A 13747-nucleotide genomic window follows, 5' to 3' on the forward strand; every position below is an offset into this window, starting at 1 on the left:
TAGAAACAACTTAATTGACTGTTACTTTAGCAAACTTGCGTTTACCAACTTGGTAAATTTCTGTGCTACCCTTGGCGATTTCTAGCTTAGTATCCGTTACCTTTTCTTCACCATTTAGTTTAACCGCACCCTGCTTGATCATACGCATCGCTTCAGACGTACTTGCAACCAAGCCAGCTTCTTTTAATAAGTTCGCAATAAAGGTCGTTTCACCTTCGATTTCGATCGCGACTTCAGGGATATCATCTGGTAGCGCATTTTTTTGAAAACGCTTGATAAAGTCTTGATGGGCTGCTTGCGCGTCATCTTCACTGTGGAAACGTGCAATCATTTCTTTAGCAAAATCTATTTTGATATCGCGAGGGTTGCGGCCACCTGCCACTTCTTCTTTTAACGCGTCTATTTCAGTCAGAGATTTAGCACTGAGTAGCTCATAGTAACGCCACATAAGATCATCAGAAATCGACATCACTTTACCAAACATTTCTGTTGGTGCATCCGTAATACCTATGTAGTTGCCCAGTGACTTTGACATCTTCTGAACACCATCCGTTCCTTCTAGCAGTGGCATCATCAATACAGTTTGAGGCTTTTGCCCCTCTTCTTTTTGTAATTCACGCCCCATCAATAAGTTAAAGCGCTGATCGGTACCACCTAGCTCAACATCCGCTTCAAGTGCTACAGAGTCCCAGCCCTGTACTAATGGATACAAGAATTCATGAATAGCAATTGCTTGTCCGCCAGCATAACGCTTTTTAAAATCATCACGCTCCAGCATGCGAGCTACAGTTTGACGCGATGCAAGCTTAATCATGTCGGCACTACTTAATTTTTCCATCCACTGAGAATTAAACGCAACCGTTGTTTTCTCTGGGTCTAAAATTTTAAATACTTGCTCTTTATAGGTTTCAGCATTCGCTAGCACATCTTCACGCGTTAAAGGCTTACGCGTTACATTTTTTCCAGTTGGGTCACCGATCATACCTGTGAAATCACCAATCAAGAAAATAACCTCATGACCTAAATCTTGGAAAGTTTTTAATTTATTAATTAGAACTGTGTGGCCTAAATGCAAATCCGGCGCTGTTGGATCAAATCCAGCCTTAATACGCAGCTTTTTCCCTGACTTCAGTTTTTCTTTCAATTCGTCTTCAATCAATATGTCTTCTGCACCGCGCTTAATCTCAGCAAATGCAGTTTCAATGTCCACCATTATCACTCCAACACAAAATTCAGTTTATCGCTCGATTCTAGCCTATATTTCACGGAGTTTAAATGCACAAAATACTGGTATTAACGCTTTATTACGTATATGCTGCACTATTATCCATAAAAATTCTTGACAGCGAAAAAGGCACGTTATGGTACCTGCAGTAAAGAAGCTACCCAAAAAACATAAAATGCTCATTGCTGGGCTGTTAGCTACAATGATTGGGATAGCCTTGATACCTTCAGAGAAGGCCACTGCATCTAGAGATCACAAAGATGATGCGCTAGAAGTAGGCAAACGCTATGAGCTTCCAATTAAGGTGGAAGAACAACAAGAACAAATCACCGAATTAAGCGAAGAACATACGCACTCTGAAGAAGAAACGGACACAGTTCACTTCAACTATGTTGATCATAAAGTTAGATCAGGAGATAGTTTAGCTATCTTATTCAAACGCGCAGGTTACTCCGCGCAAACGCTGCATAAGCTTGTCAACACAAATGCAGAAACACGCAAACTCACCAAAATCCACCCAGGTGAAGTATTAAGCTTTGCAAGCGATGAACAAGGCAATTTAGCACAGTTAAAGTATGTACTATCCAAAACGGATACCTTGTATGTCACTCGAAAAGACGATAGTCACTACGAAACGCAAATTACCAGTAAAGAAATTGAAACCAGAGAAGAAACCTCAGGTGGAAAAATTAGATCTTCGTTTTGGACGGCTGGTATCTCTGCTGGCCTGACGCAAAGACAAATTATGAACTTTGCAAATATTTTTGGCTGGGATGTGGATTTCGCTAACGATATAAGAGAAGGCGACTCGTTTACCCTAGTGTATGAAACTCATTTTGTAGATGGTGAAGAAATTGGCAATGGCAAAATTATCGCTGCTGAGTTTATAAACCAAGGTGACACCTACACAGCGATTAGGCACACCAATGGCGAATTTTATACGCCTGAAGGCCGCAGTATGAAAAAAGCCTTCTTGCGGGCACCTGTGAACTTTAAGTACATCAGCTCTAATTTTAACCCTCGCAGGCTGCATCCTGTAACCAAACAAGTTCGTCCCCATAGGGGAATTGATTACGCAGCGAAAGTAGGCACACCGGTCGTAGCAGCTGGTAATGGTAAAGTAACCAAAGCGGGTTATAACAGGTTAAATGGTAATTACGTGTTCATTGAACATGGGGGGCAATATACAACGAAATATTTGCACCTACATAAGAAGCATGTAAAAACCGGGCAAAGAGTTAAACAAGGGCAAAAGATTGGAACTGTAGGCGCAACTGGTCGAGTGACAGGGCCTCACCTACACTATGAGTTTTTGGTAAACGGTCAACACCGCAATCCTAAAACAGTAAAGCTGCCTAAGTCACTACCGCTCCCTAAGGCAGAGCTTGCCAAGTTTAAACCGCTTGCTGATAAGATGGTGGTACGTTTGGAGCGCAAACGTGAGTTAATGCTGGCGTTGAATGACAAATAACAACATCACTATTTAAAAAGGCGAGGATCTCCTCGCCTTTTTAATTTTAATTTCCAACCATTTTTAATTTCAAAAATTGCTCTAATGCCTGAGGATCAGCCGCCAATGGTTGTAATTGCATACCTAGCTGCATCATGCTTGTTTGCTCAGGAAATGCCATGCTTATTTCAAATGAGTTTAAACCGCCTACAAAGTCTTTTACAGCTTGCTTGTTCGCTTCGCTAGCAGGTACTGCGTCTAGCTGGGCCGATAACATCGATTGTAATTGAGTGTGGTCTAAGCCATTCTTTTGTAAAAGCTCATCGACCAAGGTTTTTAGCTCACCATCATTGTTAAGTGAAAACGAAAATGCTTTCGGCTGTATCGCCTGCATTGCACTCATCATTTTACTCTGCATTTGCAGCTCAGCTTCTAGGTCCATCTCGCCCTTTTCGTGCAGTTTGTCAATTTCACGCTGCAAATTCATGAGGTCTTGGCTATTGGTCATGTTAAAGTCGATAACAAGATCTAAAATATTGTGCGCCGATGCTGAGAACTTGATCTCGCTGTCTCCATTACTTTCATCAAAGCTCATAGAGGCAACCAAATCATATTGCGCTTTTACAATGCTATCAGGCAAGACCGCAGCATTCATCGGCTCTTTTTGCCAGTCACTAGAAAACGATAAGCCGTTTATAACAAGCTCTGTGTACGGGCTGATTTTATCTGACTCATAGCCTGCAATTGAAAGGCTTGAAATATCAATCAGTGGTAGGCTTGTTTCCTTATTCATGAAAGAAACGTTGTTTATTACCACTGTATTGCTGAGCAAGCTGTAGTCGACATTTTCGTAATTAACATTAAACCCCGTTTGCTCCGAGAATTGTTGCATTTGGTGTGCGATTACCTCATTAGCTTGGTTATTCGCATACCAATTTGCACCGACTGCGCCGCACACGGCAATAGCAACGGCTGTTATAGCCACTTTATTCATAGTACTTCCTTAAAATAGAGCTTGTAGTGCATCGCTCAGGCTAGAAACCCCAATGACTTCCATACCTTCGATGACTTCTTTAGGTTTGTTTGCAACGGGTACGATTGCGCGTTTAAAACCATGTTTTGCAGCCTCGCGTAAACGCTCTTGACCACTTGGAACAGGCCTTATCTCTCCACCTAAACCGACCTCTCCAAATACAACTAACTGTTTATCCAATGCATAATTCTTAAAGCTCGATACGAGTGCGGTGATCAAAGCCAAATCAGCACTTGTTTCGTTCACTTTGACACCGCCAACAACGTTAACGAAAACATCCTGATCTGCGACCTGCAAGCCTCCATGACGATGTAATACCGCAAGCAGCATAGCTAAACGGTTCTGTTCTAATCCTACCGTTACGCGCCTTGGATTGGCCAATTGAGAGTAATCGACCAGCGCCTGAACTTCGACTAACAAAGGACGAGTCCCCTCCCAGATCACCATAACCAAAGAGCCCGGTGTCTGTTCTTCTCCACGGTTTAAGAAAATTGCAGAGGGGTTGCTTACCTCTTTCAACCCTTGTCCCGTCATGGCAAATACACCAAGTTCATTGACCGCGCCAAAGCGATTTTTGTTGCCCCGTAATGTTCTAAAGCGGCTGTCACTGCTCCCTTCTAACAAAATAGAGCAATCGATACAGTGCTCTAGTACTTTAGGACCAGCCAATGTACCATCTTTTGTAACATGGCCTACCATCACGATAGCTACTTGGTTTTGTTTGGCGAATCGTGTTAAATAAGCCGCGCTTTCACGCACCTGAGAAACACTTCCTGGGGCAGATTGAACATCTGTCATATGCATAACTTGTATCGAATCAATAACCATGATGGCGGGCTTTTCACGCAGTGCTAATTGACAAATTGTTTCAACATTAGTTTCTGCCAGCGTTTTTAGTTTGTCCGTTGGCAACCCCAAGCGTTTGGCTCGCATAGCAACTTGCTGTAATGATTCTTCACCTGTCACGTATAGAGTTGGCATAGATTGCGCCAACAAACACATAGTTTGTAACAGCAACGTACTCTTACCCGCGCCTGGCTCACCGCCAATTAAAATAGCACTTCCTGGAACAACCCCTCCCCCTAAAACACGGTCAAATTCTTTAAAACCGGTTGAGAACCTAGGCAAAGATTCAAGGTTAACTTCATCTAAAGTTTGGATTTTTGCTTCTACCACACCGGCATAACCAGTGGTGCCAGCGCTACGAGGAGCTGCCTTCACAGAAGGTACACGAAACTCTGTTACAGTATTCCAAGCTTTACATTCAGAACATTGCCCTTGCCAACGAGCAAATTCCGCTCCACAATCACTACATACAAATGCGGTTTTCTTTTTTCCCATAAAAATCAAGGCACAGTTATTGCTTAAAAGGAAAAACCCATTAAGCTACAGGTTAAATATGTGGCTATACTGACATAAAATTGGCGAAGGCTGAAATAATAACAACGAGAGACTGTCCGCAGACGCAACATGAAATGCTATGAGTGAAGATAAACTAGAACTACATCAAGATCTTATAAATACCCTCAAGGAAGACTTAGGCGATCCCAATTTTGATTTTATCTTCAAGCAAAAGACTGCCCAATTAAGTAAACCTGATCAATTCCTTCTAAAAATGGAGATGACGCGCCTATCTCAGCCCGTTGCGAGATTTATCGACTTGCGCGGTCAAGTATCTGGCGAAGTTAAACCGTACGAGCACGAAGGTAAGCAACATTTTATGGATGATGTCGCTATCGGCGTATTCGAAAGAGAAGTTGCCCAACATGGCGCATACACAATGGCCGTATATGAAGCAGTTATGCATACTGAGAACAATTTCAAAGTTATGCAGAAACAGGCTCAGGAGCAAGTTGATATTGAACCTGAAGCAACATACGACCATGCCGCGCAATTAATTCGCTTTGCCTCATATGAAAGCAGAATCGAAGAGCGCATGAACTACTCAATCAAAATTACCGTCGAACTGAAAAGCGGGACCACGGTTCACGCCAGTACATCCGACATCTCATTGAGTGGCTCAAAGATAAAGCTATCGAAAAATTACACAGTTTACCCACGTAACTTGCTCACCTTGAGGTTGGTTGGCCTTGAACAAGACTTCGAGCTAGGACTAAAAGAAGGCATACAATATGAAGTCGTCGCGGTAGAAGAAACCAATAGCGACTACAACTATGTGCGCCTTAAGCGTACATTTGTTGAAAATAACTCTGGGTTTGATGAATTTCTAGAAAGCTTTATTCACGGTAACAAACGGCGTTACAAGGTAAATTTAGATAACACCATGGATGCTGTTGTTTGCAAAGGTTATGAACAATATTATTTACCACGGGTCAGTTCACTATTTGTTTTTTTCAGTCACATCAATAATTTGTTACTGCCCAGTATGGTGCTTACCAATGAAAATAATGCATTCATACACTACTACTTCGAAGATGAAAGAAAAACCTCTTGTTTATACAGTGTCTTCAACAATAAACGACTACAAACCCTACTAACCCAAACTACTCCCGTCAAAGAAGCTTATTGTTATACCTTTACACATTCTAATGCAGGCAAGATTTATTTTTACTCGGCTTTTGACTATGAGTTAGAACAAAAACCAGAATTAAAAAGCCTGTTTTTGGGCTTTGGCAGTGAAAAAGAAAGTTGGCGTGTATTTAAAGTCCAATTGATGCCAAGTCATCATGAAGACGCATTTATCCCCCTGTCTCTGCCCAAAAGTGCTGGCAAAAATGTCGAGAAGTTAAATAAGCGACCGCCACCTCGCGCACAGGGGCTGATTGAACCAGTTCATCATCTGATGGTATTAACAGAGATCACGACGCAGGAACTGCGTACACATTGTAATAAATTAGATTATCCGCAAGAAAGTATTAATCGCCTCAAAGAGTTTGGTCATGGAAAAGCCAAAACACCCCCACCTCTTGAGAAGGTTGCATTGGAATACGTAAACCTACGAGCCCACAAACGCTTTTTGTATCGCACAGGGATCACGCTCAACTTAGCAGAGCAGCAATCTTTTACAGGAAACACGCGTGATTTTTCGGTTATGGGGCTACAACTGGAATTAGAGCAACCTATTGAAATCACCAAAGGCGATCTGGTAACGGTAGAATTACCTGATTTGCAAAAGATTACGAAACAACATCAACTGTCCGATCTAAAATACGAGGTCATGGCTGTCAGCAAGTCTAAAACCATCATCAATCTCAAAGTAAAACAGTTTGCTAACGTGCCACACACAGCCATCGAATTTTTTACGGCACTGATTGAAAATAACAAAGATAAACTGCAGCCGAGTGAAGAGGCCCCCAAAATTCCGGGCTTATCAACAGCTCTCAGAAATATGGTAACTAAAAGCATTTGCCAGCTCCCCCTTTATTTGCATAAAAAAGCATCTCATTTAGAAGTCGGTGCTGTCGGCCACGGCTTGTACCCTTCACCATTGCACTCTTTGCTATTGCCAAAAATTGTCCAGCAGAATAACCAAGAGCTCCTTTTCCCAAGCAGTTTGTTCCCCAGCAACTATATCGAGGACATCCTGACTGAGAATTTACGCACCAAGTCACGTCAAGACAAGCCATTGCGCTTTACGCTGTTTATTCATTACGATGGTAAAAAAGCAGACGAAGCCAATGGTGGGATCAAGTCCCAGTGCATTCCTTTCGGAGACCCTATCGAACCGATATTCTTATTTGCAAAAAAAGCACTTAAGAATGGCATTTTATTTATTTGTCATTTGTATGTATCTAAAACTGGCAGACCAGACATGGACCACCTCTCCAATGAATTGCGCTATGTCAGTCATTATGCACTGCACAAAGCTAAAGGCTTGGAAGAGGCGCTTTGGTCCGTGACGGGTGTGTGTGATGTGGTTGACGTCACCGATGTGGTGTTACCCGTCTTAGGCATCGACAACCACCTTGTAGAACGCATGAAGCAAAGAAAATCTGAGTGGCTTGAACAAATTCATTAACGTGCCACTCAGTATTTTGCAGTTTAATTTAATCCGGCAAATAGCGTTAATGCGGCAACGATGAACAGGTAAAACAGCACATTGCGCTTCACTAGTCGCATCATACACGCGGCTTCGTAAGTGCAGCCAAAGTATTGCTGTTCTATTTGTTCAGCCGCCAAAGCAGTTTCAGCCACTACTTTGCGGTTGCAGGTTTTAAAATCCAATAGATACTTTAGCCAACTTCCGGTCCCTTTCGAAAAGTTACCAATAATTAAATATCCGAATCCAGCGAGTCTTGCAGGGAACCAATTTAGTGCGTGGAAAAAGAAGCTCAATCGCTCATTGTGTTTACCTAGCATTTGTACACACAATTGCTGATTCTCTGGTGGCTCAGCGTTAGTTTTGTCTTTCAAAAGTTCCACTATTGTGCGAGTGGTTGCGTATAAAACTGCACCTGGCGCGCCCAAAGCCACAAACCAAAACATGACTGCACAATAATGTGTAAAATTAATCCACGCCAATGTTTGACCAAAGGTTTCACCATGCGGCTCATCTTCAGTTCTTGTTTGGCCCATTTGAAAAGCATATAACGTAGCCGCTTCGTTATCGCCACGAGCGAGCGCATTCAAATACGCTTTATACGACTTTCGATACTTTGCACAACCAAAACAAACCAGCAATACACACACATTTAAAGCAAGCTCCCAGATAACAAAATCAGAAAAACTGTAGAGCAAAGCCACTAAGATAGCAGGTATAACCATCCAAACCATTACACCAATATTAGATTTATCAAGCCAGTTGCTTGAGAGCTGTTGATGAGACCATTTTTGGTAATGCGCTAGGTAATAGTCGATTTGCCAGTACTCTGAACGGGCACCCAGTCGCTCAATGATAAGTGCTACTAGTATTGAGATTAATATCATTCTTCTTACTCGATCGTTGATTCTTGGTATAACGTGTTGAAATAGCGTTGCCAATCAAATATGTCGCCAGGGTCTGTTTTTCGCCCCGGAGCGATATCACAATGTCCGACAATTCTGTCCCGTGTAATGTCAGGATATTGCGCAAAGATGGCTTTGCTAACCGCTACTAATGCCTCATATTGCGCATCAGTATATGGTGTGGTGTCTGTTCCTTCCATTTCAATACCAATACTAAAGTCATTGCATCGCTCACGACCTGCAAAGCTTGAGACACCAGCATGCCATGCTCTTTTAGAAAACGGAACATATTGAATGACTTGACCATTTCTACGGATAAAGCAGTGCGCCGAGACGCGTAATCCATTAAGAGACGAAAATGTTGGATGCGCCTGGCAGTCTATATTCCCCATAAATAAATCGTCGACGTAATGTGTACCAAATACCCCCGCTGGCAGAGAAATATTATGGATAACGAGTAAATCTACACACTCTTCGTTAGGACGTTCATCAAAATGAGGTGACGACCTATGGTCCGCAAAAGGTAGCCATGGATATTGATTTTGCATAAAAAAATTAACTAGTCACTACACCTTGACTACCTTAACAAGATTTCATCCCAAGCACTATGGCAATTTTATGTCGCTCTGAAGCGCGCTACAGCGCAAAGAAAATTGTTTCATTGCATTAATCAAAGTAGAATTTAGTTTATAACAAATAAAGATTGAATCTAGCTATGCAACCACAACTTATCTCTCAACTCGTAAAACAAGCACTTGACGAAGACTTAAACTATCAATCAGCAGGCGAAGGAGACATCACCGCAGCTTTAATTCCACAGCAACAAACTGCGAATGCGTATGTCATTACCCGAGAAGACTGTACTTTCTGCGGTAAAGACTTAATTCTCGAAGTTTTTCGTCAAGTCGATCCCAATGTTGAAGTTACCGTGTTAGCTAACGACGGAGATAAGCTCAGTGCCAACTCGCGTATTTTTGAAGCAAAAGGCTCAGCTCGTGCTATTTTAACTGCAGAGCGAACTGCACTGAACTTTGTGCAAACCTTGTCTGGCACAGCGACAACCACTGCTCACTATGTAAAAGCATTGGAAAACAGTAATACGCAGTTGCTAGACACAAGAAAAACCATTCCAGGCTTAAGAGCGTTGCAAAAATACGCAGTGTCTTGCGGTGGCGGTAAAAATCACCGTATAGGCCTCTTCGATGCTTTTTTAATTAAAGAGAACCATATTGCTGCTTGTGGTGGCATTAAAAACGCCGTTACACAAGCAAAAACCAACCACCCAGATAAACCTGTAGAGGTAGAAGTAGAAGACCTAAATGAGCTACAACAAGCGTTAGATGCGGGTAGTGACATCATTATGTTGGATAATTTTACCGTTGAGGACATTCAAAACGCCGTTAAACTAACCTCTGGTAGAGCCAAGCTCGAAGTGTCAGGTAATATGACTTTAGAAATTTTGGAGCAATACGCACAGGCGGGTGTCGACTATATTTCTAGTGGAGCCCTAACCAAGCATGTACAAAGTATCGATTTGTCGATGCGCTTTGAATAGTATATTTTTGGTTGTAATTAAATTGTAACTAAATGTACATTTAATACATTGACATTTATTTACAAACAAGATTTAATAAAAAAGAATTAAATTAATGATTTAGAATAATTCTTTTGACTGTAATCTGGTTAAAACTGTGAATATTTGTTAGCGCTGCTATTTGGCAGTGATATCTCTAAAGTTGATTTGGTTTAATAAATCCCTGATGTAAGTGTTAACTAACATCGGGCTTAATATCCCCTAGGAGACACATCATGACGCAAAGACAACAGGGTGGTTTTACCCTTATTGAATTAATGATTGTGATTGCAATCATCGGTATTTTGGCAGCAGTAGCGCTTCCAGCTTACACAGACTATATCAACCGTGCGAAAACTTCTGAAATGCTAGCTGCTTCAAGCATGCCAAAAGCATGTGTTGAAGAAAGAGCACAATTGGGCAGTGCACCAACAAATTGTGCACAAGGTTTCAGTGCAACTGACCTTGTAACTTCACTAACTATTGATTCAAAAGGCTTGATGACGATCACTGGTCAAAATGACCTTAACGGTATCGTTATGACGCTTACTCCTAACAGCGCAGCGAACACTGCTGCAACGGCAACGAACTTCACTAATTCGTTTGCAGTACACTCGTGGACGTGTGCCGCAACAGTTAATCAAAATCAAATTAACTGGCTACCAAGTACTTGTACAGCTACAGTTTCTGGTACACCATAAGCTACTAACAACACATAATAAAAGAAACTGGGTTCAGCCCAGTTTCTTTTTACGTGAATATACTCTATGGCTCTTTCTTCTAAAGACAGTACGAATAAAATAGATACTTTTGTTTGGGTTGGCGTGAGCGCGCGAGGCAAACGACTCGAAGGCGAAATGACAGGCACCAGTGTTGCTTTGGTAAAAGCCCAGCTTCGCAAACAAGGTATTACCCCTTCCAAGGTTAAACGCAAACCTAAGCCGTTATTTGGCTTTAAAAGCGTGCAAAAGATTACCCCCAAAGATATTTCAATTGTCACCAGACAAATCGCAACTATGCTAACCGCAGGGGTTTCGCTGGTTCAATCTCTTGATATGATTGCGTCAGGTGCAAAAAATAAAAGTGTTAGTAAGTTAATTGGTACCATCGCCGATGAAGTCAAAGCGGGCCAGCCGCTGGCTAAAAGCCTCCGTGCGCACCCTCGATATTTCGATGAGTTATATTGTGATTTAGTAGAGTCAGGCGAGCAATCGGGCGCTCTGGATAGAATTTTTGATCGTGTTGCTTTATACAAAGAAAAAGCAGAAGCACTCAAATCAAAAATAAAAAAAGCGATGTTTTATCCAATTGCGGTCATTACAGTGGCGCTCATAGTAACTTCAATCTTACTTATTTTCGTGGTGCCGCAGTTTGAAGACATCTTCACAGGATTTGGTGCAGAACTTCCTGCGTTTACTCGTTTTGTAATCGGTATTTCTGAATTTATGCAAGAATATTGGTGGATAATGTTAATTGCCATTGGCGCTGGCATATACACCTACAAAGAGATGCTCATTAGAAATGAGTCTGTCAGACACACAAATGATAGGCTTTTATTGCAGTTTCCGGTGATAGGCGAAATACTGCGAAAGGCTGCGGTTGCAAGATATGCTCGCACGCTCTCGACCACATTTGCTGCCGGTGTTCCGCTGGTTGATGCACTTGATTCAGCCGCTGGCGCTTCTGGTAATATTATTTATAAAAATGCGATTTTAGATATCAAAGGCGAAGTCAGTTCAGGTAATCAAATGAATTGGGCAATGCGAAACTCAAAAATTTTCCCCGATATGGTCGTGCAAATGGTTGCCATTGGCGAAGAGTCAGGCGCACTTGATAGCATGCTCAGTAAAGTGGCAAGCATTTACGAACAAGAAGTCGACGATGCTGTTGACGGCCTGTCTACCTTGTTAGAACCAATCATTATGGCCGTGTTAGGTGTGCTTGTTGGTGGCTTGATCATCGCTATGTATTTACCAATTTTCCAACTTGGTTCTGTCATTTAACCTCAGTAAATAATAATAAGAGCACACATATGCAAGATGTTTGGCATTTAATGCAACAACAATCATGGTTTTTTCTTTTGACCGTGGGGTTAGTAAGCCTATGTATTGGCAGCTTTCTCAACGTTGTGATTTATCGACTACCAAAAATGATGGAAGCGGAGTGGCGTAAAGAGTGCAAAATAATACTTGGCAACGAAGAAAGTGAGCAACCTCAATCAGGACCCGCTTTCAATCTGGTAACACCGCGCTCAACTTGTCCATCATGTAATACACAAATCAAAGTACAACATAACATTCCTGTGGTGAGCTGGCTGCTACTCAAAGGTCGCTGCGCATATTGCAGTAAAGCAATCTCTGTTCGCTATCCTCTAATTGAAATGCTCACAGCTATAAGCTCACTGTGGGTTGCATGGCATTTTGATGCAACTCTACAAGCCCTGCTCTACATAGTTTTAACTTGGGCATTGATAACACTTATCTTTATCGACATTGATAAAATGCTGTTGCCTGATCAAATCACGCTCCCCTTGCTTTGGCTCGCGCTGTTAGCAGCCGCAATGGACCTGACTATAGCGCCGGTAGATGCCATTTTTGGTGCGGCGGCTGGGTATATGAGTTTATGGAGCGTGTACTGGTTGTTCAAACTTTTAACAGGCAAAGAGGGAATGGGCTTTGGTGACTTTAAATTACTGGCAATTTTTGGCGCTCTGCTCGGTTGGCAGTCTATTATCACCATTGTGTTACTTTCTAGTTTGGTCGGCGCCATAATAGGAAGTGTACAGCTTACGGTTCAGGGCAAAGACAAAGCCACGCCCATACCATTTGGCCCCTACTTAGCCATTGCTGGCTGGTTAACATTATTTTATGGCACAGCACTAAAAGACTGGTATTTAAACTTTTTAGGAGTGTAGTTTTGTCTAAATGGATACTTGGCCTTACGGGTGGAATAGGCAGTGGAAAAACAGCCGCAACAAATTTTTTTCAAACACAAGGTGTTGAGGTCGTAGACGCGGATATTGTAGCTAGAGAAGTTGTCCAGCCAAATACACCTGGGCTCAATGCAATTACGGCGCATTTTGGCTCAGATGTACTTACACCTGATGGGCAGCTCAATCGAGCTAAGCTTAGAGAAATTATTTTTAGTGACGAGACGCAAAAAAGCTGGCTCAACAAGTTACTTCACCCATTAATTCGAGAACAAATACTCTCTCAACTTAACGCCGCAAAAAGCAGTTATTGTATCTTATGTGCCCCCTTACTATTTGAAAATGGGCTGCAATCTTATTGCCAAAAAACACTTCTGATTGACGTTCCTGAATCTATTCAGATTGCCAGAACAACGGCACGTGACAATGTCTCTCAAGCACAAGTGCAAAGTATCATTGCTGCACAAATGAGTCGGGAAGAAAAATGCCAGCTTGCAGACTATATTGTCAGCAACGATAAAGAATTGGACGACTTACAAAATGAATTGCTATCACTGCATCAAACATTTTTACAAGCTGCCAAAAAATATTAAACCTATTATCTCTAAAATTAGGTATTATTCATTAGAACG

At 42.0% G+C, this 13747-nt stretch carries 12 protein-coding genes; 7 read left to right on the forward strand and 5 right to left on the reverse strand.

Annotation, left to right across the window (positions count from 1 at the left end; translation table 11 throughout):
* Positions 1–10 precede the first annotated feature (10 nt).
* On the reverse strand, positions 11–1210 hold the full coding sequence (tyrS, locus tag N480_RS22655; protein WP_063374867.1) for a tyrosine--tRNA ligase: 1200 nt from the start codon (positions 1208–1210) through the stop codon (positions 11–13).
* Between the two features lie 151 nt (positions 1211–1361).
* On the opposite strand from tyrS, the gene N480_RS22660 reads away from it, so the two are divergent.
* The gene (locus N480_RS22660; protein WP_063374698.1) at positions 1362–2696 is read left to right on the forward strand and encodes a peptidoglycan DD-metalloendopeptidase family protein; all 1335 of its coding nucleotides are present in this window, start codon (positions 1362–1364) and stop codon (positions 2694–2696) included.
* A 46-nt stretch (positions 2697–2742) separates the two neighbouring features.
* Here the strand turns inward: N480_RS22660 and N480_RS22665 are convergent, their stop codons facing one another.
* Together N480_RS22665 and radA are read right to left on the reverse strand one after the other, a co-directional pair.
* Positions 2743–3669, reverse strand: a complete 927-nt coding sequence (locus N480_RS22665) for a hypothetical protein (RefSeq protein ID WP_063374699.1) — start codon at positions 3667–3669, stop codon at positions 2743–2745.
* A 9-nt stretch (positions 3670–3678) separates the two neighbouring features.
* The gene (gene radA / locus N480_RS22670; protein ID WP_063374700.1) at positions 3679–5049 is read right to left on the reverse strand and encodes a DNA repair protein RadA; all 1371 of its coding nucleotides are present in this window, start codon (positions 5047–5049) and stop codon (positions 3679–3681) included.
* A 139-nt stretch (positions 5050–5188) separates the two neighbouring features.
* On the opposite strand from radA, the gene N480_RS22675 reads away from it, so the two are divergent.
* A complete protein-coding gene (locus tag N480_RS22675; protein ID WP_063374701.1) occupies positions 5189–7687 on the forward strand; it encodes a PilZ domain-containing protein in 2499 nt (832 codons plus the stop codon).
* 23 nt (positions 7688–7710) lie between these two features.
* Here N480_RS22675 and ampE read toward each other — a convergent pair whose 3' ends face one another.
* Both ampE and ampD read right to left on the reverse strand, forming a co-directional pair.
* A complete protein-coding gene (ampE, locus tag N480_RS22680; RefSeq protein WP_063374702.1) occupies positions 7711–8595 on the reverse strand; it encodes a beta-lactamase regulator AmpE in 885 nt (294 codons plus the stop codon).
* Between the two features lie 5 nt (positions 8596–8600).
* The gene (gene ampD / locus N480_RS22685; RefSeq protein ID WP_063374703.1) at positions 8601–9161 is read right to left on the reverse strand and encodes a 1,6-anhydro-N-acetylmuramyl-L-alanine amidase AmpD; all 561 of its coding nucleotides are present in this window, start codon (positions 9159–9161) and stop codon (positions 8601–8603) included.
* Between the two features lie 167 nt (positions 9162–9328).
* Between ampD and nadC the strand changes: the two genes are divergently transcribed.
* From nadC to coaE, 5 genes are all read left to right on the forward strand, one after another.
* Positions 9329–10168 carry a carboxylating nicotinate-nucleotide diphosphorylase gene (nadC, locus tag N480_RS22690; protein WP_063374704.1) on the forward strand — a complete coding sequence of 280 codons (840 nt, stop codon included), beginning with the start codon at positions 9329–9331 and terminating at the stop codon, positions 10166–10168.
* A gap of 254 nt (positions 10169–10422) precedes the next feature.
* On the forward strand, positions 10423–10887 hold the full coding sequence (locus N480_RS22695; protein ID WP_063374705.1) for a pilin: 465 nt from the start codon (positions 10423–10425) through the stop codon (positions 10885–10887).
* Positions 10888–10953: 66 nt separating this feature from the next.
* Positions 10954–12189, forward strand: coding sequence for a type II secretion system F family protein (locus N480_RS22700; RefSeq protein WP_063374706.1), 1236 nt, complete (start codon positions 10954–10956; stop codon positions 12187–12189).
* A gap of 29 nt (positions 12190–12218) precedes the next feature.
* Positions 12219–13100: a prepilin peptidase gene (locus N480_RS22705; RefSeq protein ID WP_063374707.1), complete on the forward strand. Its 882-nt coding sequence runs from the start codon at positions 12219–12221 to the stop codon at positions 13098–13100.
* 2 nt (positions 13101–13102) lie between these two features.
* Positions 13103–13708, forward strand: coding sequence for a dephospho-CoA kinase (coaE, locus tag N480_RS22710; protein ID WP_081231965.1), 606 nt, complete (start codon positions 13103–13105; stop codon positions 13706–13708).
* The last annotated feature ends 39 nt before the right edge of the window (positions 13709–13747 follow it).

The organism is Pseudoalteromonas luteoviolacea S2607 (assembly GCF_001625575.1).
GTDB lineage: Bacteria > Pseudomonadota > Gammaproteobacteria > Enterobacterales > Alteromonadaceae > Pseudoalteromonas > Pseudoalteromonas luteoviolacea_E.

Bases quoted from the DNA above. Each gene is read 5' to 3' on its own strand.
- N480_RS22665 (WP_063374699.1), bottom strand. From the start codon at position 3,669: ATGAATAAAGTGGCTATAACAGCCGTTGCTATTGCCGTGTGCGGCGCA.
- ampD (WP_063374703.1), bottom strand. From the start codon at position 9,161: ATGCAAAATCAATATCCATGGCTACCTTTTGCGGACCATAGGTCGTCA.
- ampE (WP_063374702.1), bottom strand. From the start codon at position 8,595: ATGATATTAATCTCAATACTAGTAGCACTTATCATTGAGCGACTGGGT.
- radA (WP_063374700.1), bottom strand. From the start codon at position 5,049: ATGGGAAAAAAGAAAACCGCATTTGTATGTAGTGATTGTGGAGCGGAA.
- nadC (WP_063374704.1), top strand. From the start codon at position 9,329: ATGCAACCACAACTTATCTCTCAACTCGTAAAACAAGCACTTGACGAA.
- N480_RS22705 (WP_063374707.1), top strand. From the start codon at position 12,219: ATGCAAGATGTTTGGCATTTAATGCAACAACAATCATGGTTTTTTCTT.
- N480_RS22675 (WP_063374701.1), top strand. From the start codon at position 5,189: ATGAGTGAAGATAAACTAGAACTACATCAAGATCTTATAAATACCCTC.
- N480_RS22695 (WP_063374705.1), top strand. From the start codon at position 10,423: ATGACGCAAAGACAACAGGGTGGTTTTACCCTTATTGAATTAATGATT.
- N480_RS22700 (WP_063374706.1), top strand. From the start codon at position 10,954: ATGGCTCTTTCTTCTAAAGACAGTACGAATAAAATAGATACTTTTGTT.
- N480_RS22660 (WP_063374698.1), top strand. From the start codon at position 1,362: ATGGTACCTGCAGTAAAGAAGCTACCCAAAAAACATAAAATGCTCATT.